Origin of the sequence: Sphingomonas bisphenolicum, assembly GCF_024349785.1 — a bacterium.
Lineage (GTDB): Bacteria > Pseudomonadota > Alphaproteobacteria > Sphingomonadales > Sphingomonadaceae > Sphingobium > Sphingobium bisphenolicum.
On sequence record NZ_AP018818.1, the window covers coordinates 748,425 to 773,365 of the forward strand.

General features: G+C 65.7%; 24 protein-coding genes. 7 read left to right on the top strand and 17 right to left on the bottom strand.

The genetic code is table 11. The annotated features are described in order from the left end of the window. Window positions 1-32 precede the first annotated feature (32 nt). From SBA_RS21790 to SBA_RS21805, 4 genes are read right to left on the bottom strand one after another with little or no spacing between them, the layout of a single operon-like run. Window positions 33-539 carry a hypothetical protein gene (locus SBA_RS21790; protein ID WP_261937000.1) on the bottom strand — a complete coding sequence of 169 codons (507 nt, stop codon included), beginning with the start codon at window positions 537-539 and terminating at the stop codon, window positions 33-35. Further along, window positions 536-931 (bottom strand): c-type cytochrome, encoded by a 396-nt coding sequence (locus SBA_RS21795; RefSeq protein WP_261937001.1) that lies wholly within the window; start codon window positions 929-931, stop codon window positions 536-538. The genes SBA_RS21790 and SBA_RS21795 overlap by 4 nt, the downstream gene beginning before the upstream one ends. Further along, a complete protein-coding gene (locus tag SBA_RS21800) occupies window positions 931-2,463 on the bottom strand; it encodes an FAD-binding oxidoreductase (RefSeq protein WP_261937002.1) in 1,533 nt (510 codons plus the stop codon). The genes SBA_RS21795 and SBA_RS21800 overlap by 1 nt, the downstream gene beginning before the upstream one ends. Window positions 2,464-2,491: 28 nt before the next feature. Beyond that, on the bottom strand, window positions 2,492-3,247 hold the full coding sequence (locus SBA_RS21805; RefSeq protein ID WP_224550608.1) for an SDR family NAD(P)-dependent oxidoreductase: 756 nt from the start codon (window positions 3,245-3,247) through the stop codon (window positions 2,492-2,494). Between the two features lie 166 nt (window positions 3,248-3,413). Between SBA_RS21805 and SBA_RS21810 the strand changes: the two genes are divergently transcribed. Next, complete coding sequence (locus tag SBA_RS21810; protein WP_261937003.1) at window positions 3,414-4,250, top strand: p-hydroxycinnamoyl CoA hydratase/lyase; 837 nt, start codon at window positions 3,414-3,416, stop codon at window positions 4,248-4,250. Window positions 4,251-4,270: 20 nt separating this feature from the next. On the opposite strand, the gene SBA_RS21815 is transcribed toward SBA_RS21810, so the two are convergent. From SBA_RS21815 to SBA_RS21835, 5 genes are all read right to left on the bottom strand, one after another. Continuing rightward, a complete protein-coding gene (locus tag SBA_RS21815) occupies window positions 4,271-5,683 on the bottom strand; it encodes an efflux transporter outer membrane subunit (RefSeq protein ID WP_261937004.1) in 1,413 nt (470 codons plus the stop codon). Window positions 5,684-5,694: 11 nt separating this feature from the next. Then, window positions 5,695-8,877, bottom strand: coding sequence for an efflux RND transporter permease subunit (locus tag SBA_RS21820; RefSeq protein WP_261937005.1), 3,183 nt, complete (start codon window positions 8,875-8,877; stop codon window positions 5,695-5,697). A 90-nt stretch (window positions 8,878-8,967) separates the two neighbouring features. Beyond that, window positions 8,968-10,239: an efflux RND transporter periplasmic adaptor subunit gene (locus SBA_RS21825; RefSeq protein ID WP_261937006.1), complete on the bottom strand. Its 1,272-nt coding sequence runs from the start codon at window positions 10,237-10,239 to the stop codon at window positions 8,968-8,970. Then, window positions 10,236-10,637: a hypothetical protein gene (locus tag SBA_RS21830; protein WP_224550603.1), complete on the bottom strand. Its 402-nt coding sequence runs from the start codon at window positions 10,635-10,637 to the stop codon at window positions 10,236-10,238. Before SBA_RS21830 ends, SBA_RS21825 begins: the two co-directional genes overlap by 4 nt. 348 nt (window positions 10,638-10,985) lie before the next feature. Then, entirely contained in the window at window positions 10,986-11,597 is a 612-nt protein-coding gene (locus SBA_RS21835; RefSeq protein WP_224550602.1) for a TetR/AcrR family transcriptional regulator, read from the bottom strand. Window positions 11,598-11,732: 135 nt separating this feature from the next. Between SBA_RS21835 and SBA_RS21840 the strand changes: the two genes are divergently transcribed. The 4 genes from SBA_RS21840 (at window position 11,733) to SBA_RS21855 (ending at window position 14,706) form a co-directional block, all read left to right on the top strand. Further along, window positions 11,733-12,857 carry a cobalamin-independent methionine synthase II family protein gene (locus tag SBA_RS21840; protein ID WP_224550601.1) on the top strand — a complete coding sequence of 375 codons (1,125 nt, stop codon included), beginning with the start codon at window positions 11,733-11,735 and terminating at the stop codon, window positions 12,855-12,857. A gap of 8 nt (window positions 12,858-12,865) precedes the next feature. Then, window positions 12,866-13,255: a nuclear transport factor 2 family protein gene (locus tag SBA_RS21845; RefSeq protein WP_261937007.1), complete on the top strand. Its 390-nt coding sequence runs from the start codon at window positions 12,866-12,868 to the stop codon at window positions 13,253-13,255. A gap of 18 nt (window positions 13,256-13,273) precedes the next feature. Next, complete coding sequence (locus SBA_RS21850; RefSeq protein WP_261937008.1) at window positions 13,274-14,035, top strand: IclR family transcriptional regulator; 762 nt, start codon at window positions 13,274-13,276, stop codon at window positions 14,033-14,035. A gap of 401 nt (window positions 14,036-14,436) precedes the next feature. Continuing rightward, window positions 14,437-14,706 carry a hypothetical protein gene (locus SBA_RS21855; RefSeq protein WP_261937009.1) on the top strand — a complete coding sequence of 90 codons (270 nt, stop codon included), beginning with the start codon at window positions 14,437-14,439 and terminating at the stop codon, window positions 14,704-14,706. Between the two features lie 118 nt (window positions 14,707-14,824). Here SBA_RS21855 and desA read toward each other — a convergent pair whose 3' ends face one another. The 3 genes from desA to SBA_RS21870 all read right to left on the bottom strand — a co-directional run bounded on the left by desA (window position 14,825) and on the right by SBA_RS21870 (window position 18,411). Next, window positions 14,825-16,225, bottom strand: coding sequence for a syringate O-demethylase (gene desA, locus SBA_RS21860; protein WP_261937010.1), 1,401 nt, complete (start codon window positions 16,223-16,225; stop codon window positions 14,825-14,827). Continuing rightward, on the bottom strand, window positions 16,226-16,996 hold the full coding sequence (locus SBA_RS21865; protein WP_261937011.1) for an alpha/beta fold hydrolase: 771 nt from the start codon (window positions 16,994-16,996) through the stop codon (window positions 16,226-16,228). Between the two features lie 74 nt (window positions 16,997-17,070). After that, window positions 17,071-18,411, bottom strand: a complete 1,341-nt coding sequence (locus tag SBA_RS21870) for an MFS transporter (RefSeq protein ID WP_390902473.1) — start codon at window positions 18,409-18,411, stop codon at window positions 17,071-17,073. Window positions 18,412-18,602: 191 nt separating this feature from the next. Here SBA_RS21870 and SBA_RS21875 point away from each other — a divergent pair, with 191 nt between their 5' ends. After that, complete coding sequence (locus SBA_RS21875; protein ID WP_261937012.1) at window positions 18,603-19,817, top strand: multidrug effflux MFS transporter; 1,215 nt, start codon at window positions 18,603-18,605, stop codon at window positions 19,815-19,817. A 116-nt stretch (window positions 19,818-19,933) separates the two neighbouring features. Here SBA_RS21875 and SBA_RS21880 read toward each other — a convergent pair. From SBA_RS21880 to SBA_RS21890, 3 genes are all read right to left on the bottom strand, one after another. Next, window positions 19,934-20,685 (bottom strand): IS5 family transposase gene (locus SBA_RS21880; RefSeq protein WP_261935108.1). Its coding sequence is split into 2 segments (ribosomal slippage): window positions 19,934-20,355 and window positions 20,355-20,685, totalling 753 coding nucleotides; the frame shifts between segments, so codons are not numbered across the junction. Window positions 20,686-20,891: 206 nt separating this feature from the next. After that, window positions 20,892-21,743, bottom strand: coding sequence for an S-formylglutathione hydrolase (gene fghA, locus SBA_RS21885; RefSeq protein ID WP_261937013.1), 852 nt, complete (start codon window positions 21,741-21,743; stop codon window positions 20,892-20,894). Then, window positions 21,743-22,855, bottom strand: coding sequence for an S-(hydroxymethyl)glutathione dehydrogenase/class III alcohol dehydrogenase (locus SBA_RS21890; protein ID WP_224550862.1), 1,113 nt, complete (start codon window positions 22,853-22,855; stop codon window positions 21,743-21,745). Before SBA_RS21890 ends, fghA begins: the two co-directional genes overlap by 1 nt. 165 nt (window positions 22,856-23,020) lie before the next feature. Between SBA_RS21890 and SBA_RS21895 the strand changes: the two genes are divergently transcribed. Then, on the top strand, window positions 23,021-23,908 hold the full coding sequence (locus SBA_RS21895) for a LysR family transcriptional regulator (RefSeq protein WP_261937014.1): 888 nt from the start codon (window positions 23,021-23,023) through the stop codon (window positions 23,906-23,908). 4 nt (window positions 23,909-23,912) lie between these two features. Here the strand turns inward: SBA_RS21895 and SBA_RS21900 are convergent, their stop codons facing one another. Both SBA_RS21900 and SBA_RS21905 read right to left on the bottom strand, forming a co-directional pair. Then, entirely contained in the window at window positions 23,913-24,473 is a 561-nt protein-coding gene (locus SBA_RS21900) for a MarR family winged helix-turn-helix transcriptional regulator (protein ID WP_224550864.1), read from the bottom strand. A gap of 61 nt (window positions 24,474-24,534) precedes the next feature. Then, window positions 24,535-24,930, bottom strand: a complete 396-nt coding sequence (locus SBA_RS21905; protein ID WP_261937015.1) for a nuclear transport factor 2 family protein — start codon at window positions 24,928-24,930, stop codon at window positions 24,535-24,537. Window positions 24,931-24,941: the final 11 nt, after the last annotated feature.

Genomic DNA, 24,941 nt, shown 5'->3' on the forward strand with positions numbered 1-24,941 from the left:
AGACAGTCGAAGGGCTCGAAGCGAACGGATGTTTAAGGTCTAACCATCACCCAACTGAACGCGGGCATCATCTCGATGGCGGGCGCGACGGCGCATTGGCCGATCTTGTCCAGCGCCAGTTCGGCAAAGGCTTCGGGCCAGTTGGCTTGGGAAAGGTGTGCCAGCTTGGCGACGGTGGCGCCGTTCGCCTCGCAGTTGGCTACCGTAGAACCATGGCCATGCCGCACCAGCGCCACGCGCCGATAGCCTGCCTCGGCCGCGATCTCGCCGACCAGGAGTTCGTCGCTGCGCCGGGTGACAGCGAAGATCGCCGTGGGCGAAGTCGCCAGCAAAGCCCGCATCTGCCGCACGCGATCGCCGTCGAGCGTCACGGCCTGGCCGCCCAATGACTGAGCGCGGGCAGCGAAGCGGCGGCCGGCCATCAGTTGCGCGTCGTGCAGGAGGAGCGGCAAGGTGGTCGCCTCCGTCCGTCCGCCGATCACCGCCGTCGAGGCCACCGCTGCGCTTGCCAGAAAGCTCCTTCGAGACAGGCCGCTCATGGCTTCGCCCCCTTGGCCAGATGCTCGGCGATCTGCTGCAACTCGGCGTCGCTCACTTCGCCCCGCGGGATGGCGGGCATGTTGCCGATGCCCGTCCGCGCCGCCTGTACCACATAGTCGATGGTCAGATCGGTGCGCTTTTCCAGCAAGGGCTGGTCGGTGCGTCGCGCCAGCAAGCCGGTCCCCATGCCACCGGGTCCATGGCACATGGCGCATTTCGCCAGATAGAGTTTTTCGCCCGGCCCCGCCGCCGGCCGCGACGACAGCGTTTCGGGCGCGGGCAAGGGCGGCGGCCCCTTGGATGCCTGCGTCGGCGTTTCGCTCGCCCGGCCGCAGGCGGCGCCTGCCAATATCAGCGCGGCGCCCGCCAGCGCGATCATGCCCCGGCGCATCAGCCCCGCCCTCCCATGCGATTGCTGGGCCAGATGCCGCTCTTCCCCGGTGCGATCACACCCTTGGGATCGAGTGCATTCTTCACCCTGCGATTGAGCTGCCCCAGCGCACCTCTGTTAAAATCATAGGTGCCCGCGACTGCGTCCATATAGTCGAGATGGGTGCGATATTCGCCATAGCCCTGGGCCTTGGCGTCGGCGATCAGATGTTTGAGGAAGGGGTCGACCCGGCCCATCAGGTCTGGATCGTCCTTGTTGATGAGCACGGCGTTGACGTTGATGAGGTGGCGCTCGCCAAAGGCGAAGCTGGCCTGATAGTCCATGCCATATTCCTTGTAGCGGGCGTAGGTGCGCTGGAACTGGGCCTGCGCCGCTGCGCCCGATTGCGGCAGGATGGGCGAGAAGCCGATATGGCCACCGCGGCCGCCATGCCAGTTGGCGTTCTGCATCGGCATGGTGAGCGGCGTGCCGGTCCAGCCGGTCGCCTCCAGCGGTTCGCCGGTCTTCCATGTCGTGGGGCGCAGCGACATGGGCTTGAGCTTACCCAGTTCCTGCTCCAGGATCGCATAGGCCGCCTTGTTGACCGAATCCCGGCCGTAAAGCCGCAGGCTCACCCCCCACCAGCCGACATTGAACTTCTTGCGGATCGCCGCGATCACATCGTCGGGCAGCGCGCCGGGCTTGTCGGTCCACTGGTCGCGGGTCGTGACCACGGCAGCGGCGCGCAGCCAGTTGCCGATGGTCGGCGACTGCTGCAACAGCCCTTCGCGACGGAGCGGCGCGATCGCGTCGATCAGCGGTCCCAGATCCTCCGGCCGGTCGAATTCCAGATCCATGCCCATCAGCGATTCCGGCGCGGGCATCAGCCACAGGCCCATTTTGGTGACGATGCCGAAATTGGACTGGACGAACATCTGGTCCCAACCGGGGCCGAAGCCGAAGCGGTAGAGCTGCCAGGTCGGCGCGCCCTCCAGAGCGCCCATGCCGGTCCGCACGACGAGGCCGTCGGCCATCACCGCCTCTATGCCGCAGATGCGCGTCGCATGTTCGCCATAGGGGGTATAGCCCATGCCGCGATCCAGCGCATTGCCGACCACCGATCCCCAGCTATTGCCCGGCACCGACAGCCAATGTTTCATGCCCCTCGATTTCAGAAAGTCGTAGAGGTCGTAGAAGCCGACGCCCGGCTCCAGCAGCACCGTGCCGTTCGCCTCGTCATAGTCGATCTTCTTCATCCGGCTGAGGTCCAGCACCACCGACCCCGCCAGCAGCGGGGCGGAACCGCCATAGCCCAGATTCTTGCCCCGGCTGATCGGCCACAGCGCAATGCCACGGTCGGAGGCGATGCGGACGATCGCCTGAATCTCCTCCACTGTCGCGGGGGCGACTGCCCCGGCCGGGTGATGGCGGGCGTCGTCGATCGCGAACTTGTCCTGATAGCTTGCCTGGTCGGCCTCATCGAAAAAGACATGATCCTTGCCGACGATCGCCGCGAAGGCGGCGATGGTGGCGGATGGAAGCGTTTGGGCCATGCTGTGTTGTGCCTTGTCGTAAAAGGGGTCAGGCCGCCGCGGTCCAGCGGGTGCGCGCGGGCGGACGCGCCCCACCATCCAGCCGCAGGACTTCGGCGTTGATCATCGGATTGCGGATCAGGAACATGGCGGCATCGGCAAATTCCTCGGCTGTGCCGGCGCGGCGGGGAAATTCCATGCCACCGACCAGTTCCTCGACCAGCGCTTGCGGCATGTGCGCGGTCATCGGTGTCGCGAAGAAGCCGGGCGCGATGCCGACGCAGCGGATCGCGTGGCGGGACAGGTCGCGCGCCCAGATGAGCGTGAGCGCGGCAAGCGCCGCCTTGGACGCGCCATAGGCGCCCATCCCCTCCTGCCCTTCGAAGGACGCGATCGAACAGGCATTGAGGATCACGCCCCGTGTGCCATCCGGGCCGTCCGGCGCGTTGCCGATCATGCGATGCGCGATATGGGCCGTGACGTTCACGGCGCCGATCAGATTGACGTCGATCACCCGGCGGAAGGCAGCGACATCACCCGGCCCCGCCGACGTGGCGATCGGTCCGATGCCGCCTATCCCGGCCATGTTCGCCAGGATCGACACGGGGCCGAGCTGGGCGATGGCGCTGGCCACCGCCGCCTCATCTGTAATGTCGCAGAGGATGGAGCGCACGCCCGGCAGTTTGCTGGCGCATATGTCCATCACCACAATATGTGCGCCCGCGGACAGCAAGTTGGACACCAGTGCGGCGCCCAGCCCCGATGCACCGCCGGTGACGAGCGCCGTCTTGCCTTGCACATCCATCTCGCCTCGCTTCGCCGGCCATGCCAGTCTATTAATAACGATCGTTATTATCTGGCGGTATGGCCTGCTTGTCAAGCGGACTGCCCGCGACGACCTTGAAAAAGCGCTTGCCTATCATGGCTGCCAGATTGTATGCCTATGATACATATTGTGCAGGAGCAGGAAGATGGAAGAGCAGGACGTCGTTTCCGTACATGTCGAAAACCGGATCGCCTGGGTGAATTTCGCGCGGCCGGCCAAGCGCAACGCGATGAGCCCGACGCTCAACCGGCGCATGATGGAGGTGCTGGACGAACTGGAATATCGCGACGATGTCGGCGTGCTGGTGCTGGGCGGCGAAGGCACCGCCTGGTCGGCGGGCATGGACCTGAAGGAATATTTCCGCGAAACCGAAGCCAAGGGCCTGCGTGGCGTGCGCAAGTCGCAGGCCGAAAGCTATGGCTGGTTCCGCCGCCTGCGCTGGTATCAGAAGCCGACCATCGCCATGGTCAATGGCTGGTGTTTCGGTGGCGGCTTTGGTCCGCTCTTCGCCTGCGACCTCGCCATCTGCGCGGACGAGGCGCAGTTCGGCCTGTCCGAGATCAACTGGGGCATATTGCCCGGCGGTGGCGTGACCAAGGTGGTGGTCGACCTGCTGCCCATGCGCGACGCCATGTGGCTGACGCTGACCGGCGACCTGATCGACGGCAAGGCCGCATCCGCCATGCGGCTTGTCAATGAGAGCGTTCCGCTGGAGCAGCTCAAGGCCCGCACGACCGCAGTGGCGGAGATGCTGTTGAATAAGAATCCGGTGGCGCTCAAATTCGCCAAGGATGCCGTCCGCCGCGTCGGCACCATGACCTATGACGAGGCGGAAGACTATCTGGTGCGGATGCAGGAAGCCGCCAATTTCCACGACAAGAGCGAAGGCCGCAAGGAAGGCATCCGGCAGTTCATCGACGAGAAGAGCTACAAGCCGGGTCTGGGCGCCTATGATCTGAGCAAGGCGAAGACCGAGGCCTGAAGCCGATCAGTGATGTAGGGTCAGGCCGCGGCCTGACCCCATCCCCCGCCCAGCGCCCGGAACAGATCGACCTGCGCGAAGGACAGGGCGCGGGTCGCGGTCGCCAGATCGGCCTCGGCGCTCGCCAGCGTGCGTTGCGCGTCCAGCACCGTCAGGAAATCGATCTGCCCCTCGCGCTGCCGCGCCAGGCTGATCCGGGCGGCGCGCGCCGCTTCGTCCCGCGCCAGACCCAGCGTCCGCGCCCGCTCGATCGCGTGGGCGTAGGCGGACAAGGCGCGTTCGCTTTCCTCCAGCGCCTGTAGCACCGTACCATCGAAGGTCGCCAGCGAGGCCGCGCCGTCGGCCTTCGCCGCGCCGATCCGCGCCCGGATCGCTTCCGTGTTGGGGAAGGCCCAGCTGATAAGCGGTCCCAACACCCAGTTCAACGGCCCGCCGCCCAGCACATTGCCGCCACCCAGCGCCGTGGTGCCGACCGATCCGCCCAGCGTGATGCGGGGGTAGAGGTCGGCCGTCGCCACGCCGATCCGCGCCGTGTCCGCCGCCAGCCGCCGTTCGGCCGCGCGCACATCCGGCCGCCGCGCCAGCAGCGCCTGGCCGTCGCCGACCGGGATCGGCTGGGCCAGTTGCGGCGTGCGGGTCGCCGCGCGTACGCTGTCGGGCAATTGCTGCGGCGTCCGCCCGGTCAGCGTGGCCAATCGGAACCGCGCCGCATCCCGATCCGCGGCCAGCGCCGGGATCGTCGCCTTTTGCTGTTCGCGCAGCGCGGTCACACGGATCACGTCCAGCCGATCGGACCGACCGACGTCGAATCGCGCGCCGGTGATGCGGATCGACTGATCGAGCAGCGCCACCGTTCGCTGCGCCACCGCCAGCCGTTCGGCCGTAGCGGTGACGTCGAGATAGGCGCGCACCGTGTCGGCGATCACCGCGACGCGGACGCCGTCGGCATCGGCCTGCACCGCCGCCAGATCGCCCCGTGCCGCTTCGACGCCGCGCTTCACCCGGCCGAACAGATCGACTTCGTAGGAGACGTCGAGCCCGCCATCGAGCACCCAATTTTCCCGGTCTATGCCCGGCAGCGACTGCGCCGCCGACGTCCGGTTATAGGTGCCGGACGCGCCGAGGCTGGTCTGCGGCAGACGATCCGACTTCGCGCCGCGCAGCGACGCCCGCGCCCGCTCGATCCGCGCCACCGCAACGCGGATGTCGGTGTTGGCGGCCAGCGCGTCCCCGACGAGCGTGTCGAGCAGCGGATCGCCATAGAGCGTCCACCAGCGATCCTGCACGTCGGCCGTGCTGACCGCCGCGCCGGTCGCGCCGATGAAGGGCGCGGCCGCCGTTGTCGGGGTAGCGGGCGGCCGATAGTCCGGCCCGGCGGCGCAGGCGGTGAGCGCACTTGCGCCCAGCAGGAGAGCGATGAAAGTCCGGGTCATATCTCTGTTCCTCATTCGGCCGGCTGCAAGGCAGCGTCGGCCTCTGGACGCCGGCGGCGGGCGAAACGATCGCCCAGCGCGCGGCACACGACATAGAAGGTGGGGGTGAAGAGCAGGCCGAAGGCGGTCACACCGGCCATGCCGAAGAACACCGCCGTCCCCAGCGCCTGCCGCAGCTCGGCCCCCGCACCGGTCGCGATCACCAGCGGCACCGCGCCGAGGATGAAGGCGAAGCTGGTCATCAGGATCGGGCGCAGACGGGTCTGCGCGGCCTGAACGGCGGCCTCGATCGGCGACAGCCCCTGTTCTTCCTCCGCCTGCTTGGCGAATTCGACCACGAGGATGGCGTTCTTCGCCGCGAGGGCGATCAGCACCACCAGGCCGATCTGCGTCAGGATATTATTGTCCATGCCCCGCAGGTTGATGCCCAGCATCGCGGCGAACAGGCACATCGGCACGATCAGGATGATCGCCAGCGGCAAGGTCAGGCTTTCATATTGCGCCGCCAGCACCAGGAAGACGAAGAAGACGGCCATGCCGAAGACGATGCCGGCGGTGTTGCCCGCGCTCTTCTGCTGATAGGCGATGCCGGTCCATTCGCTGGCATAGCCTTCGGGCAGCGCCGCGCTCATCTTGTCGATGGTCGTGAGCGACTGGCCGGACGAATAGCCGGGCGCCGTGTCGCCATCGACCTCCACCGCGGGCATCAGATTGTAGCGGACGACGCGATAGGGGCCGGTCTTGTCGCGGAAGGTTGCGACGGAGCCGATCGGCACCATGCCCCCGGCATTGGACCGGGTCTTGAGGTTGGCGATGTCCGCCACCGTGCCGCGATGTGCGGCATCGGCCTGCGCGGTAACGCGATAGGTGCGGCCCAGCAGGTTGAAGTCGTTGACGAAAGCCGACCCCAGATAGACCTGCATCGCTTCGAACACGCGCTCCGGCGGGACCCCTAGCAGGTCGGCCTTGGCGCGGTCGACATCGGCGTAGATGCGCGGGGTGCTGACGTCGAACAGCGTGTAGATCATCGACAGGCCGGGAGTCTGGTTGGCCTTGGCGATGAAGTCCTGCGCGACCTTGTTCAGTTCGGCATAGCCATGATCCTGCCGGTCCTCCAGCATGATGCGATAGCCGCCGGCCGACCCGATGCCCTGGATGACGGGTGGCGGCACCAGCAGGATGCGCGCCTTGTCATAGCCGGCCATCGCCTTGTTCGCCTGCTCCATGATCCCGGCATAGGTGACGCCCTCCGCCTTGCGTTCGGCAAAGCTCTTGAAGGGGAAGTAGATCGCCGCCGAATTGGGCGCCGCGGTCTGCGACGGGCCATGGAAGCCGGCGAACATCACCGCGCCGCGCAGCCCCTTGATCGGCAGGATCTTGTCCGCGACCTCGCGCGTCACCTTGTCGGTGCGTTCGAGCGACGCGCCCGAGGGCAGTTGCACCACGGCCATGAAATAGCCCTGGTCCTGCGACGGGATGAAGCCTGCGGGCGTCACCCAGAACAGGCCCGCCGTCGCCACGATCAGCCCGGCATAGGTCGCCAGCATCTTTTTGGGGCGAGCAACCAGCCAGCGGGTGAGGCGGGCATAGCCCTCGCTCATCCGGTCGAAACCAGTGTTGAAGCCATCCACCACCACGCCCAGCTTCTGCCGCCAGAGCGGGTCGTTGCTGCGGTCGCGCGGGCCATGCTTGGCATGCAGCAGCAAAGCGGCTGCGGCGGGCGACAGGGTGAGCGAGAGGATCAGCGAGATGATCGTCGCGGTCGAGATGGTGACCGCGAACTGCTGGTAGAAGGCCCCGGAAATGCCGGTGATGAAGAGCGTCGGCACGAACACGGCGCACAGCACCAGCACGATCGCCACCAGCGCCCCCGACACTTCGTCCATCGACGTGCGCGCGGCCTCCAGCGGCGTCATGCCCCGACCGATATTGCGCTCGACATTTTCGACCACGACGATCGCGTCATCGACGACGATGCCGATCGCCAGCACCAGCCCGAACAGGGACAGGTTGTTGAGAGAATAGCCCAGGCCCGCCAGGATCGTCGCCGTGCCGATCAGCGATACCGGGATGGCGATGATCGGGATGATCGCCGCGCGCCAGTTCTGGAGGAAGACGAGGATGACGAGCACCACCAGCAGCACCGCTTCCAGCAGGGTGTGATAGACCGCGTCGATCGACTGGCTGATGAATTCGGTCGGGTTGTAGATGACGCTATATTCCAGCCCCTTGGGGAAGCGCTGGGAAAGCTGGTCCATCTCCGCCTTCACATGCTCGGCCGCGTCGAGCGCGTTGGAGCCGGGGCGCTGCATCACCGCGATAACGACGGTTGGCTTGTTCGACAGATAGGTGTTGATCGCATAATCCTGCGCGCCCAGTTCCACGCGCGCGACGTCGCGGACACGCACCTGACGGCCATCGGCGTCGCTGCGGATCACGATATTGGAAAACTGGTCGGGCGATGTCAGGCGGCCCTGCATCTCGACGCCGAGCTGGAAGGCTTCGCCCCGGTCGTAAGGGGGCTGGCCGATCGCACCAGCCGACACCTGGACGTTCTGCGCGCGCAGGGCCGACACGATCTCGCCCGCGGTCAGGTCCATCGCGGCGGCGCGGCCGGGATCGATCCAGACGCGCATTGCATAGTCGCGCGATCCGAATAGCTGGACATCACCCACACCGTCCAGCCGGGCCAGCCGGTCGCGCACCTGCGTCAGCGCATAGTTGGACAGGTAATTGCGGTCGAACGTCCCGTCGGGCGATTGCAGGTTCACGACCATCAGGAATTCGGGCGTCGTCTTGCGCGTCACCACACCCAGCCGTTGCACCTCTTCGGGCAGGCGCGGAACGGCGACGGCGACGCGGTTCTGGACCAGCACCTGCGCGGCGTCGAGGTCGGTGCCGATCTTGAAGGTGACGGTGATCGTCACCTTGCCATCGCCGGTCGACTGGCTGCTTTGATAAAGCATATCGTCGACACCGTTGATTTCCTGCTCGATCGGCGCGGCCACGGTCGACGCGACCGTTTCGGCGGACGCGCCGGGATATTGGGCGGCCACCGTGACCGTGGGGGGCACGATGTCGGGATATTGGCTGACCGGCAGGCCGATAAAGGCCAGCGCGCCGATGACGGTGATGACCACCGCGATGACCGCCGCGAAGATCGGCCGGTCGATGAAAAAGCGCGAGAAACGCATCGGGCAAGTCCTTTGCGAAAAGCAAAAGGGAGGCCGCGCGATCCGACGGGTCGGATCGCGGGCGGGGAAATCAACCGGAACGGGGTTGTGTTACCGCTCGAAAGTCGCCTGAGACGCGACCGGCGCGGCCCTGTCGGTCGGCGTGATCGGTGCCGGGGTCGCCTTGATCGGGGCGCTGCGGGTCGCAACCTTCGTGCCGGGCATGGCAGCCTGGGCATTGGTCACGACGACCTTGTCCTGTGGCGACAGTCCCGAACGGATGATCCGCAGCCCATCGACCAGCGGCCCCAGTTGCACCGGCTTGGCGGCGACCACATCGTCGCGGCCGACCACCAGCACCGTCTTGAGCGCCTGGTCGGACTGGATCGCATCGTCCGGGACCAGCAGGGCATTGACCTTGCCGCCACTGGACAGGCGCATATTGCCGAACAGGCCCGGGGTCAGGAACAGGTCGGGATTGCTGAGTATGGCGCGGCCGCGGATGGTGCCTGACCGGGGATCAAGGCCATTGTCGGTGAAATCGAGGCGGCCCTTCCAGCGATAATCGGCTTCATCCTGCAGGCGCACTTCCACTTCGGCGCTCCCGCCATCCGCATGGTCGCGCTGCGATTTCAGGAACAGGGCTTCGGATGCGTCGAAACTGAAATAAATGGGGTCGAGTGCGTTGATCGTGGTGAGCAGGCTGGCGCCAGCGCCCTCCGCTCCCGACACCAGATTGCCGATATCGACCTTGCGATCGGAAACGCGACCGGCAATCGGCGCGCGGATCAGGGTGAACTCCACATCCAGAGCGCGCGTGCGGGCGCGGGCATCGGCGGCCGCCAGGGCCGCTTGAGCCGCTTGCAGGCGGGCGCGTAGCGTATCGATCTCGCTCGCCGACACAGCTTCGTCACCGGTCAGGCGCTGGACGCGGGCATAGTCCGCCTGTGCCAGTCGCAGGCCGCTGCGTGCGCTGGCGACATTGGCGCGGGCTTCGGCCAGCGCGGCGAGAAAGGGCCGCTGGTCGAGCGTGAAGAGCAACTGCCCCTTGCGTACGATGTCGCCGTCGCGGAAGTGGATCGCCGTCACCGGCCCTGACACGCGCGGCCGGACATCGACCGTCTGGCTGGGGGCGAAGCGGCCGACATAATCATCCCATTGCACCACCTGCCGCATCAGCGGTGCGGCGACGCCCACCGTCACCACCGGCGCGGCGGACGCCTGCGCCTGCGGCTGGCCCGCATATTTCCAGCCGACGCCACCGACGATCGCCAGCGCCAGCGCGGCCCAGGCGACATGCCGGCCGCTCCAGCGCTTGCGCACCGCTTCAGACCGGATTTCCGCGGCCGGTGCGTCCGCGTCGATCTTCGTGATCATGTTCATGCGACAGTCCCCTTGATGCTGTGGCGCGCGGCGGTGATCGCGGAAAGGAGCAACTCAAGCTGCCCCTCGCTGAAACCCGCTGTGCGGAAATCGGTGATGGCGGAAGGGCGGACAGCGAAACCATTGTGCCACCCCTCCACGGCGAGCCGGCGCAGCGCTTCCAGACGCGCGCTGGCGAGCCGGAAATGCGGTTGCGGACCGAAGATCATGGTCTTGATCCGCGTCCAGAGGCCCGGTTCGCGCAAAGATGCCAGACCATCGCCGCGGGCCAGTTGCACCACCTGCCATTCGGTCGGCGAAAAGCCGGTGGCGGCGGCTTTGATACGGTCGCGCACGACAGACAAGGCGATGCCGTCGCCAACCGCGAGCAGCGGCTGGGCAAAATCGATATAGGCCATTTGATCGGTCCCCTGATGATGCGCAAACCTGGCCGCGCCGCCCGATGGGGCATGCACGATCCTCTCCCGAACCGCGGCGGCGTCAGGATGCGCAGGTCATGGTCGGCAGGACGCAGGCCCCACTCGGCATGACCAGATGTTGATGCAGATGCGGCGCGCCGGAACGGCCGTTAAGTCGATGTCACTCGCTTATGGATAAACAGGCTTTTGCCATTGAGCCTCCTTCGAGGCTGAGCCTCAACCGGATTTCATACTTATCGGTATATAATGCGATGCGGCATGTCGTCAACCGCTTTCTGTACCGCTTGGTAAAAATTTATGAAGCGATGCTGAACGAGGCGGAAATGCTCAGGCGCTGGGCCACATGGCGAGCGTCGTTTCAACCAGCTGTTCGAGCTGCGCGGGAGTCGCCCCACCGCTGGCCTGGACGCCCATGCCCTGGATGACGGCGGTCAGATAGGTGGCGATCGCGGCCGGTTCGATCGCGGCGGGCAGATCGCCTTCCGCCCTGGCGCGCTCCAGCCGTTCGACCAGCGCCTTGTCCGACGAGGCGCGGCGCGCGATCACATCGGTCTTGATCGATTCGGCCTGAGTGGTGCAGGCGACCATGCTGATGACGCCGAGGCAGGCGCGCGGATCATTGCCGCCGGTCTGGATTTGCAGGGTGCCGCGCAGCAGACGTTCGGCGACACCGCGCGCGGTGGGGGCATCGAGAGCGGAGCGCATATAGCAGAGCTTGTCGCGCTCATAGAGGTCGAGCGCCTTGTGAAACAGCGCTTCCTTGTTGCCGAAACAGGCGTATAGGCTGGGCTTGGTGATGCCCATCGCCTCGGTCAGTTCGGCCAGCGACGCGCCTTCATAGCCGCGGGTCCAGAAGACCTGGAGTGCAGCCGACAGGGCTTCCTCGGGATCGAATTCCCTGGGGCGTCCTCTCGTTACGGGTTCGGCTGCCATTTTCATACCGATCGGTATATAGGCATGTCGGCGCGATTGTCCAGATGCCGCACCCTCCCTTTCGCGGGCCACTTCACATTTATGATATATCCATATTCGTGAATTTATGGCACCTGTCTGCCATTCGAGGGAGAGAGATGCATGTCCATAGCCACCACCCATGTCGGCAGCCTGCCGCGCGGCGACGCGCTGACCCCGCTGCTGCTGGCCCGCGACAAGGGCGAGCCTTATGACGCCGCTTCGTTCGACACGACGGTCCAGCAGGCGGTGACGGACGCGGTCGCGGCGCAGGTCGGCGCGGGCGTGTCCATCGTCAGCGACGGCGAACTGGGCAAGGTCGGCTATTCCACCTATATGATCGAGCGATTGTCGGGCTTTGGCGGGCATATCGATCGCAAGGTCGCGGCCGACCTCGCCCCGCTGCCGGAACTGCGGCAGAAGCTGGCGGCGATCATGGGGAGCCAGGAATTTACCCGCGCCTCCTGCATCGGGCCGGTCCGGCTGGTGACGCTGGCGCCGCTGCACGACGACATCCGCCGGTTCAAGACGGCGCTGGCCGGTCATGCCGGCACCCGCGCCTTCATGAACGCCGCGTCCCCCGGCCTCATCACCGCTTTCCAGGTCAACCGCCATTATCCCAGCCACGAAGCCTATCTGGCCGATCTGGTCGATGCGATGCGCGAGGAATATGAGACGATCGTCGCGGCGGGATTCGACCTGCAGCTCGATTGCCCCGACCTCGCCATGTCGCGCCACACCGGCTATCAGGATGCGAGCGACGAGGAGTTCATCAGGATCGCCGCCGCCAATGTCGAAGCACTGAATGCCGCGACCGCCAATATCCCCGCGGACCGGATGCGGATGCATATCTGCTGGGGCAATTATGAAGGGCCGCACGATCACGACATTCCGCTGGAGAAGGTGATCGACATCATATTGGCCGCCCGTCCCGCGACCGTGCTGTTCGAGGGCGCCAATCCATGCCACGAGCATGAATGGACGGTGTGGCGGGACGCCAAAGTGCCGGGCGACAAGATCCTTGCCCCCGGCCTGATCGATACCTGCTCCAACTATGTCGAACATCCCGAACTGATCGCCCAGCGGATCGCGCGTTTCGCCGGGATTGTCGGCAAGGACCGGGTGATCGCCAGCACCGATTGCGGCTTCGGCACCTTCGCCGGATATGGCAAGATCGATCCGGCGGTGACCTGGAAGAAGCTGCGGTCGCTACGCGCCGGCGCGGACCTGGCGGACGCGCGCCTGTGAGGTCGGCTGTGACAGAAGAGCAGCGCCGCGGAATCGAACAGGATTGCGCCCGTCTGGTTGCGCTCTACGCCAATCTGAATGACGCGGGGCGCTGGGCGGATGTCGCGGCGCTCTATGCGCCCGATGGCCGCATGGCGCGCCCGACTGCGCCGGACGAGTGGACGGAGGGGCGCGACGCGATCCTCGCCGCTTTCCTCGCCCGGCCGGCGCGGACGACGCAGCATGTCTGCTCCAATGTCGTCATCGACGTCCTGAGCGACAGCGAAGCGACGGGGGAAAGCGCAATGCTGTTGTTCACAGGCGAGGGCGCGCCGAAAGTCGGTTCCTTTCACGACCGTTTCGTGCGCATAGAGGCGGGCTGGCGCTTTGCCGAAAGGCGGGGCAGTCTTACGTTTTAAACAGGGGTTCGCTGGCTCATGAATGGCACCACGCCGTCCACCGTCAAATCGGCGATGCGCACCATCGACATCATCGAATATGTCGTGGCGCGCCCGGCAGGCGTGGTGGCGCAGGAGATCGCCGCTGGCCTGGCGATCCCGGTCAGCAGCCTGTCCTACCTGCTCGCGACGCTGGCGGAACGCCATTATCTTACGCGCGAAGGGCGGCGCTATCTGCCTGGGCCAGCGCTCGACCGACTGGCCGCGCCCCGGATCGCCATGTCGCTGGCCGACAAGGTCCGGCCGCTGGTCAAGTCGCTGCGGTTGCAGATGAACGAGACGGCGTCCTTCTTCATCCGCGACGGGTGGCATCTGGAGGCGATCGTCACCGAGACGGCGGAACAGTCGCTGCGCTATTCGATCAGCGTCGGCACGCGCAGCCCGCTCCATTGCCTGGCGGCGGGCAAGGCGCTGCTCGCCACCATGGCCGATGCCGAGCTGGACGGTTATTTCGCGCAGGCACGGCTGGAGAGCTTCACCCCCAGCAGCATTACCGATGAAGCGCAGTTGCGCGCCGAACTGGCGGAGATCCGCGCCACCGGCATCGGCCGCACTCGCGAGGAATATACGCCGGGCATCTGTGGCCTTGGCATGGCGGTGATGGTGGACGATGTGGCGGTCGGCGCCTTTGCCCTGGCGATCCCCGTGCCGCGTTTCACCGCCGAGGTGGAGGGACGGACCATCGCCAAGCTGGAGCAGGCCGTGAGCCTGTTCACCGCCGCCGAGATGCCGGCGGTGTGACGCGTGGCGCGTCATGGACGCGGCGAGGCAAAGTATACAGTGTCGTCGGGTGAAAGAGGCCGGACGCGTTCGCGAAGCGCTTCCGACGCCCCTGCGAAGCGTCTGTGACGCGCCGCATGGGCGACAGCGGCGCGACAGGCGCACGACGGTTATGCGCCGCCGACACGACAGGGACGCATCAACGGTCCGGGCGGGTCTGAATGAGGCGAAACGCTGCTTCATCCATCAGGATAGATCAGACATTATCCTACATTGGAAGGGGTTGGGTGGTTGGAAGAAATGCCGAAAGCCTATCTGTCTTTGAATGGCGACAATGGGTGGTGAGGGGACGGTCGGGCTTCGAGAAAACATCCGGGATAGCGGACATTGACGCCAATCAGATTGGCCCTGATGATAGCGGTATGCAGACGGTATTCCGCTATTGCCTCTATTTGGCTTTTGCCGGGATGGCACTGGTCTTCTGGATGCTCTATTTTTTGCTCGTTCTCGGCATTTTTCCGGCACCGGTCGAGCCAGCATGTTCTTTGGAACCAGCGGGGTGCCCGCCTCCCGGCATTTTTATGCAAATTCTCGCGCCGCTATCCATCTTCGGGGCGATTCCGTTAACTACCCTCGTTTTCGTGTTTTACAGGCAATGGGTTCGGCGGCTTTGCGGCAACAAGGCTGATTAAATGATCGTCTCTGATTGGTCGTCACCGGACCAATAGCTTTGCGAAGCTCCGTCCGCCAACGAAAACGGGGGACGCCTTTCGGCATCCCCCGTCCCCTCCCGCTCGGGATATCAGCCGATCAGGCGGCCTTGGTGCGCCAGCCGTCGGCGTAGTTGTCGCGGGCGGCTTCCGAATAGGGGACCGAGGAGACGATCGCCTTGATTTCGGTCTGGACATGCGGTTCGACTGTCGGCTTGCGCGTGCCGCCATTGGGTTCTCCCCACAGCAGCGTCACTTCGGTGCCGGGCGCAGCGAACTCCGCGTCGACCATCGCCAGCGCCAGGAAGCGGCCGGCGTTGATGGTGTAGCCGATCCAGGTCGACAGGCCGATGGTCTTGCCGTCCTTCAGCACCGCGTCATAGGGGTGCATGCAATAGACGGCGCTGGGGAATTCGAGGAACTTCGCCTTGTCGCCGGTCTGGAGCATCGAGCTCATGACGCGGACGATATCCTCGTTGTCCAGGGCCAGCGTCACCTTTTGACGGTGCGGCTGATCCTTGATCTTTTCCAGCGCTTCGCGGCCGACGAACTCATGGTCGAACTTGACCATGATGCCATAGCCCAGTTCCCACGGATTGAGGTAGTAATCCTCGATCTTGTCGGAGACGAAGCTGCCGCCGAGCGAGCATTTGCCTTCATAGCTGTTTTCGCCGATCCATTCGCGGAAGCCCTTCGAGCCTTCGCCGGTATAGGTGGCGGGCAGCGGCGAGGGGATCCAGCCGGATTCCAGCGTGTTCGACGAATAGGTACGGCCACCGCACAGGGTGAGGCCATAATCCTTGCCCGCTTCGATCAGCGCGTTGCGGACGGTGTCATAATCTTCCCACGGACCAAACAGTTCGTAGCCGGGTTGGCCGGCCATGCCGTGGCGCAGCGCGCGCACTTCGACGCCGGCGATATTGATCGGCGCCATGTGGAAGAATTTCAGGTCCGGCGGCGTCTGGCCCATCGCCTTTTCCAGCACCGGCATGGCGTTCGGCCCCTGCAACTGGAAGCGATAGTTGCGGCGATAGCCCTGCTGGTCGAGCGGGCGGGCGATGGTGCGCTCGTCGCGTTCCACCTTCACGTCCCACTTGCCGGTCGAGGCCCAATATTCGACCCATTCGATCGAGGGGGCGCGGCCGACCAGTTCGAACTTTTCTTCTTCCAGATAGAAGAGGATGACGTCGCCGATCACATAGCCTTCGGGCGTGACGGGGGCGAACTGCTTGGCGCGGTTCGGCACGAAGCCCTTGAAGCTGTTGGGGGCGAGATAGGCCAGCATGTCGAACGCGCCGGGGCCGGTGACGAGCAGGTCGACCATGTGGAAGCTCTGGTTGAACAGGACCGAGCTTTCCGCCCAGCTCCGCTGTTCGTCGCGCCAGTTGCTATATTCGCCCGGCACGCCCGGATAGGCATTGGGGCCGACCTGCTGGTTACGCAGGAATTCGACGATGTCGCCCTTTTCATCGAGCAGCTGTTGCAGGGTCTTGTCAGTCATTCAAACCTCTCCTTCGACTTGATCCGGAAGTTCACAAATGTCTTGCACGGACGGCATTGAAAGCCATTGCCGCACGAGATGGTTGAAGGCCTGCGGCGCTTCCGCAGGCATCATATGGCCGGCGCCTTCGACGACGCGCAGTTGCGCGCCGGGAATCGCGGCGGCGATGGATATATGCTGGGCGACCGGGGACCATTGGTCCTGCCGGCCGACCATGGCGATGGTCGGACAGGCGATCGCCGGCAGCAGCGCATCGACCGAGGGACGGTGCAACAACGCCTCGATCTGCGCTTCGAACGTCGGCAGGCCGGCGGCGACCGCCATGGCGTAGAGCGCGTCCATCAGCGCTTCGTTGCGCAGGGCCGCGAATCCCATCATCGGCGGCAGCCATTGCGCGACCAGCGCGCCGATGCCCTGGGCGCGGCCGATATCGCGCAGGCGGTAGCGGCCCTCGCGCTCGCCGGGCTTTACAGGGTGGACGCCGGTATCGACCATCGCCAGCCGCTCCACGCGATCGGGCGCCTTGCGCATGACTTCAAGCGCGACCCGCGCGCCCATCGAATGGCCCAGCAGGGCGCAGCGATCGGACATGTGGGCGATGACATGATCGGCCATCGCCTCGATTCGGTCGCAACCGGGGTAGAAACCATCGATCACAGCGCTGCCGGGGAAAGCGGCCAACGTTTCGCCGAACATGCGGGAATCGCACAGCAATCCCGGCAGGATCAGGAGGGGGGCGCTGACATCGCGATCTGATGATTTCGCATCCATGAATATTTCATCTACACGAATATTTCGGGTCGGGCCAGAGAGAAAATGCAGGCGGGCGACCCGAATGATCCGCGCTAAGGCAGGTGCCTTTCCTCATCCGCCGGGCGAAGACGCGACAGCAGCAGGACCAGCGCGGCGACCGCAGAACCCAGCGCGAGCAGCAGCGAGGTGACGCCCCTGCCCGCCCCCACCGCCAGCAACTGCCCGGCGAGGAACGGGCCGAGCGCCGCGCCCATGCGGCCGAAGCCGATCACCGTGCCGGTGCCTGTCGCGCGCAGCGTGGTGGGATAGATATTGGCGATCAGGGCATAGAGGCCGACCACCGATCCATTGGCGAGAAAGCCCAGGATGAACGCCGCCACCTGAAGCCAGACCATGGCGGCGGGGACGGCGCCGAAGGCGGCGACCGCGACCGCCGCGCCGGCCAGCCCGCCGATCACCAGCGGGCGCAGGCCGAGGCGCGGCGAGAGGAAGCCGAGCGTCAGCCCGCCGATCGCGCCGCCCATGTTCATGAACACCGACACGATCGTCGCGCGCGACGGATCGAACCCCAGCGCCACGACCAGCGAGGGCGCCCAGCCCAGCGCATAATAGAAGGTCATCATGTGCAGGCCGTACATGAGGATCAGCGCGATCGTCGTGACGCGGTAGCGATCGGCGAAGAGCTGGCCCATCGACGCCCTGGGTTCGTCCACGATGGCCACCTGCCCCGCTTCCGGCTGGCCGAGCCGGCGCAATATGGCGTTGATGCGCGGCAGCGCAGCCGGGCCGTGGCGAGTGGCGAGCCAACTGACCGATTCGGGCAGCAGGAGCAGCACGAGCGGCACCATCAGCGCGGTGGCGCCGGCGCCGGCGAGGAAGATCGATTCCCAGCCATGGTTCCTGAGCAATTGCGCCGCGCCCCAGCCGCCGACGATGCCGCCGACCGGATAGCCCGCCGCCATGATGCTGACCGCCAGGTCGCGGCGGCGCCGGTTGGCGAATTCCGCCGACGCGGCGTTGACCGCCGCCAGCACCGCGCCGAGGCCAAGGCCGGTAAAGGCGCGCAGCAGGCAGAGTAGCACGACGCTGGGGGCGAAGGCGGAGGCCAACATGCCGCCCACCATGATGGCGAGGCACAGGAGGATTTGCGGCCGACGCCCGATGCGGTCGGCAAGCTGGCCCAGCGTCAGCGAGCCGACGACCATGCCCGCCAGCCCGGCCGACACGACCAGGCCGATCGCGCCGGGGCCGATGCTCCATGCGCGGGCGATGCCCGGCGCGGCGAAGGTGACGGCGAGAATGTCGAACCCGTCGAGCGCATTGAGCAGAAAGCAGATGGCGATCGCCATGACCTGCGGCAGGCGCATCGGCCGGCTGGCCAGAATGCTGCGCGGATCGTCGGCGGGCAAGGCTGCGGTCGGCATGACGGCCATGGGCGGCGTTCCTCTCATTTATCGGGGCAAGGCGCGGCGGCGAGCGCTGCGCTCCATGCGGCGCACATTGTATGTGGATGACACAATATGCAAATCGAAACATCGCCGGTCGCAAGGCCGCGCAAACGCTTGTGAAAGGCGCAAAACAAATATAACGTTCGTTACTAATTAGGGAGAGGACAGACCAGACGATGCCGCACGCCACCGACCCGGCCGGCCGGAAAGACACCGAGCCGAGCCTGCTGCTGGGCATCGCCTTCGGCTTTCTCTCCTCGCTCGGCCCCTTCGCCATCGACCTGTACCTGCCGGCCATGCCGGGCATGGCGCGGGCGATGGCGGCGGACAGCGGCGCGGTGCAGCGCACGCTGTCCGCCTTCTTCCTGGGGCTGGCGCTGGCGCAGATTCCGTTGGGGAGTTTGGGCGACCGGTTCGGGCGGCGGCGGCCGCTGATCGGCGGGCTGGCGCTATTCACGATCGCCTCGATCGCCTGCGCGATGGCGACCAGCCTGACCATGCTGGTCGCATGCCGATTTTTACAGGGCATGGGGGCATGTGCGGGGACATCGAGCGTGCGCGCGATGATCCGCGACCGGCATAGCGGTCATCGCGCCGCGCAACTCATGGCCTTCACCTTCCTGATCATCGGCATATCGCCGGTGCTGGCGCCGCTCGCCGGAAGTTACCTGTTGCAGATCATGCCGTGGCGCGGACTGTTCCTGCTGCTGGCGGGCGGCGGCATCGTGGCGCTGGTGGCGGTCGCGCTGAGGCTGCCGGAATCGCTGCCGCCCGAAAAGCGGCTACGCCCTCAGCCGATGATGCAGGCCTATCGCGGGTTGCTGGCGACGCCCGCGTTCCTGGGCTGGACGCTGGTGGCGGGGCTGGCGACGACGGTGCCCTTCGCCTTCGTGACCGCCGCGCCGTTCGTCTATACGCAGGGGTTCGGGCTGACGCCGCATCATTACAGCCTGCTGCTGGCGCTGAATGCCGTGACGTCGATCATCGCGACCCAGTTCGCGCCGGCGCTGATGCGGCGGCTGGGCGCGCGGACGCTGGTGACCGGGGTGGCGCTGGTCGCGATCGGCGCGACCGGGCTGATCGCTTTGGCGGGCGCGGGGGCGCCGATCGCGCTGTTCCAAGCCTATTCGATGCTTTTGTTCGCCCTGTCCGGCTTCATCCTGACGCCTGCGGCGATTTCCGCGCTGGATGCGGCGGCCGGCGGCGCGGGGGCGGCGGCGGGATTGCTCGGCACGTTGCAACTGGCGATCACGGCCGCGGCAAGCGCGGCGGTGTCGCTGCTGCCATCGGTGTCCATCCTGCCGCTGACCGGCGTTCTGGGGGTCAGTTTCCTGACGATGCTGCTGGTGATGGCGGCGCTCGGCCTGGAGCAGGCGCGCGTGCGCGCCTAGAGCATGCTGCTCTAAATCCGACGCACATCGCGCGCTCTTAGTTTTTGTTGTCGCATCGTTTTAAGCAGAAAAGCGGTTCCCATTTTTCCGCACGATGCTCTAAGGCTTGTGGGGATTCACCGGGAATTGATGACGGCTGCAGCGAGGTGGATCATGGCCTCGAAGCTGCGATCGGTTTTGCAGGCGCGCATGGCGATACGCTTGAATTCCTTGAGTTTGCAGAAGAAGTTTTCGATGAGGTGGCGCCACTTGTACATTTCGGCGTCGAGCGGGATGGGTCTGGCGCGTCGCGGGTGCTGCGAGATGACGATTTTTGCACCCCGCTCGTTGAGATCGGCGACGATATCGTTGCTGTCGAAAGCCTTGTCAGCGAGCAGTGCGCCGAACTTGATGCCGTCGATGAGTGGAGCAACGCCAACCGTGTCGAAGCGGTGGCCGGGCATCAAGCGGAAGCGGACAAGGTTGCCCAGCGCATCGGTCAAAGCCAGGATCTTGGTCGTCATGCCTCCTTTGGAACGACCAATGGCCTGGCTCTGAGTCCCCCTTTTGCGCCCTGGCCGTGCCGGTGAACCTTGACGATGGTGGCATCGATCATGGCGTATTCCATGTCGGGTTCATCCGACAGAGCATCGAAAATCCGCTTGAAAACATCGGCTTCCCGCCAATCGCGAAATCGGCGGAATGCCGTGCTCCAATTGCCGAACATCGCCGGTAGGTCGCGCCATGGACTTCCAGTGCGGACAATCCACAGCACTGCCTCCACGAACAGCCGGTTGTTTCTGCCGCTGCGTCCGGGGTCGGTGATCTTGCCCAGACAGTGCGGTTCCATCTGCGCCCATTGGGCGTCCGTCAGTACAAAGCGATCCATCCAGAGTGTGAATCACAACTCCAGCAAAAGGGGAATCCTAAATCCCCACAGCCCTTAGCCGACCTGCGCCAGCCAGTCGGCGAGATTATAGTGGTTGCTGACCCGCGCGATCCGGCCGTCGCGGATGACGAAGAAGGCGCCCTTCCCTTCGCGCACCGCGCCCTGCTAGGGTTCGTTCACGACATCGTCGGTCAGCAGGTCGATGCTCATGCCGCGCCTTGCTGCGTCAGCCGCGCGGCGTGCCAGCGCAGATGATCGCCCATGAAGGTTGCGATGAAATAATAGCTATGGTCATAGCCATCGCGCAGCGTCAGCGTCAGCGGGATGCCGGCCCCGTCGCAGGCGGCGCGCAGCAGGCCAGGCCGCAATTGCGGCTCCAGGAAAGCGTCGGCCGCGCCCTGGTCCACCAGCAAGGCGGGCAGGCGCGCGCCATCCTCGATCAGGGCGACGGCGTCATGCTTGCGCCAGGCGGCGCGATCGTCGCCCAGATAGCCGCCCAGCGCCTTGTGTCCCCAGGGCACTTGCGAGGGCGCGACGATCGGCGCGAAAGCGGAGACGGCCTTGTACCGGTCGGGGAAGGTCAGGCCGATGGTGAGCGCGCCATGGCCGCCCATCGAATGGCCCATGATCGACTGGCGATCCGGGTCGGCGGGGAAATGTGCGGCGACGAGCGCGGGCAGTTCCTGCGTCACATAGGACCACATGCGGTAATGCTGCGCGAAGGGCTGCTGCGTCGCGTCGACATAGAAGCCCGCGCCCAACCCGAAATCATAGGCACCATCGGGATCGTCGGGCACGCCCTCACCGCGGGGCGAGGTGTCGGGTGCGACGAAGATCAGCCCCAGTTCGGCGCACAGGCGGCGATATTCGCCCTTGTCCGTGACATTGGCGTGGGTGCAGGTCAGCCCCGACAGATACCAGACGACCGGCAGCGTCGCGCCCGCCTCATGTGGGGGGACATAGACCGAGAAGGTCATGTCCGTGCCGGTGACGGCAGAGGCGTGCCGGTACACGCCCTGCACGCCGCCAAAGGCGCGATTGGTGCTGACCGTTTCCATCAGTAGACGACGACCGAACGGATGCTCTTGCCCGCGTGCATCAGGTCGAAGGCGGTGTTGATCTCCTCCAGACCCATGACATGGGTGATCATCGGGTCGATCTCGATCTTGCCGGTCATGTACATGTCGACGATCTTGGGCACGTCGGTCCGGCCCTTGGCGCCGCCGAAGGCCGTGCCGCGCCAGTTGCGGCCGGTGACGAGCTGGAAGGGACGGGTCGCGATCTCCTTGCCCGCTTCGGCCACGCCGATGATGATCGACGTGCCCCAGCCGCGATGGCAGGCTTCCAGCGCGGTGCGCATCACATCGGTATTGCCGGTCGCGTCGAACGTATAATCGGCGCCGCCGTCGGTCATCTCGACGATCTTCGCCACGGTGTCCTCGCGCGACAGGCCCCTGGAGTTGAGGAAGTCGGTCATGCCGAACTTGCGGCCCCATTCCTCCCGGTCGGGGTTGATATCGACGCCGATGATCCTGTTCGCGCCGGCCAGGCGTGCGCCCTGGATCACGTTAAGGCCGATGCCGCCCAGGCCGAAGATGACGACATTGTCGCCCACCTGCACCTTGGCCGTATTGATGACCGCGCCCACGCCCGTGGTCACGCCGCAGCCGATATAGCAGCTCGACTGGAAGGGCGCGTCCTCGCGAATCTTCGCCACCGCGATTTCAGGCAGGACGGTGAAATTGGAGAAGGTCGAGCAGCCCATATAGTGGAAGACGGGCTGGCCCTTGTAGGAAAAGCGGGTCGTGCCGTCGGGCATCAGCCCCTTGCCCTGGGTCGCGCGGATCGCGGTGCAAAGGTTCGTCTTGCCCGACAGGCAGCTTTTGCACTGGCGGCATTCGGGGGTGTAGAGCGGGATGACATGGTCGCCCGGCTTGACCGAGGTGACGCCGGGGCCGACTTCGCGCACGATGCCCGCGCCCTCATGGCCCAGGACCGAGGGGAAGATGCCCTCGCTGTCCAGCCCGTCGAGCGTGTACGCGTCGGTATGGCAGATTCCCGTCGCCATGATCTCCACCAGAACCTCGCCCGCCTTGGGGCCTTCCAGGTCGAGTTCGACGATCTCCAGCGGTTTCTTGGCTTCGAAGGCGACGGCGGCGCGGGTCTTCATGGGTCTACTCCCGAATTGGTCCGATAATCGGAAAATCCTGTGCCCGATCGGCAGGGGCCCGTGCAAGCCCGCGCCGCGCGGCGGTGGTGTCGCCCGCTCTAGCAATATCCCGCCTGCGCGATAAGAAAGCATTTGCGGGATTCATTATTTCTGGAGTGGGACAATATGCACCGCTGGGAAGGCATAGACGAGTTCGTCGCGATCGCAGCCGCGGGCAGTTTCAAGGCGGGCGCCGAGGCGCTGGGCCTGTCGACCACCCATATGAGCCGCGCCATCGCCGCGCTGGAGGCGCGGGTGCAGGCGCCTTTGTTCCACCGCACAACCCGGACGGTGCGGCTGACCGATACGGGCCGCGTCTTTTTCGACCATTGCAGCCGGATCGTCGCCGAGCGAGACGAGGCGATCGCGATGATCAGCGAGGGCGGCGAGCCGCAGGGGGACATTCGCATCACCTGCTCCACCGCTATGGGCGAGCGCTTCATCGCGCCGATCGTGCGGCGCTATGCCTCCAGCCATGCCAAGCTGCGGATCAGCATCGACCTGACCAACCGGCTGGTCGACCTGGTGGGCGAGGGCTATGACCTGGCCATCCGCACCGGGGAGCTGGCGGAATCGCGGCTGATCGGCACCCGGATCGCCTCGCGGCGGCTCCATACCTGCGCCGCGCCCGCCTATCTCGACCGGCAGGGCCGGCCCGGCAAGCCCGGCGACCTGTCGCGGCACGAATGCCTGGTCGGCACGTCGCCGCTGTGGCGGTTCCGGCGGGGCGGGCGGGCGGAGAGCATCCGGCCCAAAGGGCGGTGGCGCTGCAACAGCGGCGGCGCGGTGGCGGAGGCCGCGATTGCGGGCATGGGGGTATGCCAGTTGCCCGAATTCTACCTGCTGCCCCACATCGCATCGGGCGCGCTGGAGGAAGTGCTGGACGATTTCCGGCCCGATGACGAACCGATCTGGGCGGTCTATCCGCAGCGTCGCCATCTGTTGCCCAAGATCAGCGGGCTACTGGAGTTGTTGCGGGCCGAACTGCCCGCCGCGCTGGCGCGGCAGGCCTGAACGCTCAGGCCGTCGGCTCGTCGTCGCCGTCGGGCCGGGTGAATTCGAGGAACCGGCTGTTGCCGCTGTCGTCGGTGGCTTCGAGCGTGTCGACCAGCGTGTCGAGATACTGGTTGAGCATGTCGACCTCCTGCCCTGCCAGGGCAGAGACGAGATAGGTCGCCACCTTGTCCGTCTGCGGGCGCATCAGGCCGTAGAGGCGCTGCCCCTCGTCGGTCAGGATGAGCGTCTTGCGCCGCTTGTTGCCGGGATCGCGCTCGACCGCGATGCGGCCATGCTTTTGCAGCGCGGCGACCGCGCGGGAGACGCTCATCGGATTGACGCCGGTCATTTCGGCCAGCTCATGGCTCGCCGAATTGGGGTGGCGCCCGATCAGCATCAGCAGGCGAAATTCATTGAGGCTGATCTTGTAGCGATGTTCCAGATAGGTGGAGAAAGGCGCCATCAGCTTGTTCGCCAGCCGCAGCACGCGGTGGAGCGTGTCCGCCGGGCTGGCTTCGGCAGCGCGCGGCCGCGGCGGCTTGGAGGACGCGGACGGTTTCCGGGGCGGGCTGCTGTTCGACATGGTCTTCCGATAGGGCATCTGGCGGTGGTGAAGTCAAGCCATGCGTGGTGCGGCAGGTCACTCAGCCGACAATCGCGCAGCCGACGCTGGTGAATTTGCCGTCGGCGACATGATAATGGATATATTGGCGCATTTCCTGGACCTGGCCCTTCGCGATCGGGGCGAACTGGTCCAGCCCCTGCGCCGCCAGCGCAGCGGCGTCGAGATCCTTGACGCCTTCGACCCGGATGATCCCTTCGAGCGCGACCAGATCGGCGCTGGACGCGAAACGCTCGATCGTGAGCGTTTCGATGACATGGGCGTGGAGAAAGCCGTAGAAGCGCTTGAACGCTTCGCGGCTGCCGAGGTCCACGCCGAAGAAGCGGATGCTGGCGCCCGGCGCGTAGAAATCGAACACCGTGTCATAGTCCCGGTCGTTGAACGCCTGCGCATAGCGATCATAATCGGCGCGTTCCATCGCCCTCTCCT

What these genes read in the sequence shown, in the direction of transcription:
- SBA_RS21790 (WP_261937000.1), bottom strand. Translation starts at nt 539, where the DNA reads ATGAGCGGCCTGTCTCGAAGGAGCTTTCTGGCAAGCGCAGCGGTGGCC.
- SBA_RS21795 (WP_261937001.1), bottom strand. Translation starts at nt 931, where the DNA reads ATGCGCCGGGGCATGATCGCGCTGGCGGGCGCCGCGCTGATATTGGCA.
- SBA_RS21800 (WP_261937002.1), bottom strand. Translation starts at nt 2,463, where the DNA reads ATGGCCCAAACGCTTCCATCCGCCACCATCGCCGCCTTCGCGGCGATC.
- SBA_RS21805 (WP_224550608.1), bottom strand. Translation starts at nt 3,247, where the DNA reads ATGGATGTGCAAGGCAAGACGGCGCTCGTCACCGGCGGTGCATCGGGG.
- SBA_RS21810 (WP_261937003.1), top strand. Translation starts at nt 3,414, where the DNA reads ATGGAAGAGCAGGACGTCGTTTCCGTACATGTCGAAAACCGGATCGCC.
- SBA_RS21815 (WP_261937004.1), bottom strand. Translation starts at nt 5,683, where the DNA reads ATGACCCGGACTTTCATCGCTCTCCTGCTGGGCGCAAGTGCGCTCACC.
- SBA_RS21820 (WP_261937005.1), bottom strand. Translation starts at nt 8,877, where the DNA reads ATGCGTTTCTCGCGCTTTTTCATCGACCGGCCGATCTTCGCGGCGGTC.
- SBA_RS21825 (WP_261937006.1), bottom strand. Translation starts at nt 10,239, where the DNA reads ATGAACATGATCACGAAGATCGACGCGGACGCACCGGCCGCGGAAATC.
- SBA_RS21830 (WP_224550603.1), bottom strand. Translation starts at nt 10,637, where the DNA reads ATGGCCTATATCGATTTTGCCCAGCCGCTGCTCGCGGTTGGCGACGGC.
- SBA_RS21835 (WP_224550602.1), bottom strand. Translation starts at nt 11,597, where the DNA reads ATGAAAATGGCAGCCGAACCCGTAACGAGAGGACGCCCCAGGGAATTC.
- SBA_RS21840 (WP_224550601.1), top strand. Translation starts at nt 11,733, where the DNA reads ATGTCCATAGCCACCACCCATGTCGGCAGCCTGCCGCGCGGCGACGCG.
- SBA_RS21850 (WP_261937008.1), top strand. Translation starts at nt 13,274, where the DNA reads ATGAATGGCACCACGCCGTCCACCGTCAAATCGGCGATGCGCACCATC.
- SBA_RS21855 (WP_261937009.1), top strand. Translation starts at nt 14,437, where the DNA reads ATGCAGACGGTATTCCGCTATTGCCTCTATTTGGCTTTTGCCGGGATG.
- desA (WP_261937010.1), bottom strand. Translation starts at nt 16,225, where the DNA reads ATGACTGACAAGACCCTGCAACAGCTGCTCGATGAAAAGGGCGACATC.
- SBA_RS21865 (WP_261937011.1), bottom strand. Translation starts at nt 16,996, where the DNA reads ATGGATGCGAAATCATCAGATCGCGATGTCAGCGCCCCCCTCCTGATC.
- SBA_RS21870 (WP_390902473.1), bottom strand. Translation starts at nt 18,411, where the DNA reads ATGGCCGTCATGCCGACCGCAGCCTTGCCCGCCGACGATCCGCGCAGC.
- SBA_RS21875 (WP_261937012.1), top strand. Translation starts at nt 18,603, where the DNA reads ATGCCGCACGCCACCGACCCGGCCGGCCGGAAAGACACCGAGCCGAGC.
- fghA (WP_261937013.1), bottom strand. Translation starts at nt 21,743, where the DNA reads ATGGAAACGGTCAGCACCAATCGCGCCTTTGGCGGCGTGCAGGGCGTG.
- SBA_RS21890 (WP_224550862.1), bottom strand. Translation starts at nt 22,855, where the DNA reads ATGAAGACCCGCGCCGCCGTCGCCTTCGAAGCCAAGAAACCGCTGGAG.
- SBA_RS21895 (WP_261937014.1), top strand. Translation starts at nt 23,021, where the DNA reads ATGCACCGCTGGGAAGGCATAGACGAGTTCGTCGCGATCGCAGCCGCG.
- SBA_RS21900 (WP_224550864.1), bottom strand. Translation starts at nt 24,473, where the DNA reads ATGTCGAACAGCAGCCCGCCCCGGAAACCGTCCGCGTCCTCCAAGCCG.
- SBA_RS21905 (WP_261937015.1), bottom strand. Translation starts at nt 24,930, where the DNA reads ATGGAACGCGCCGATTATGATCGCTATGCGCAGGCGTTCAACGACCGG.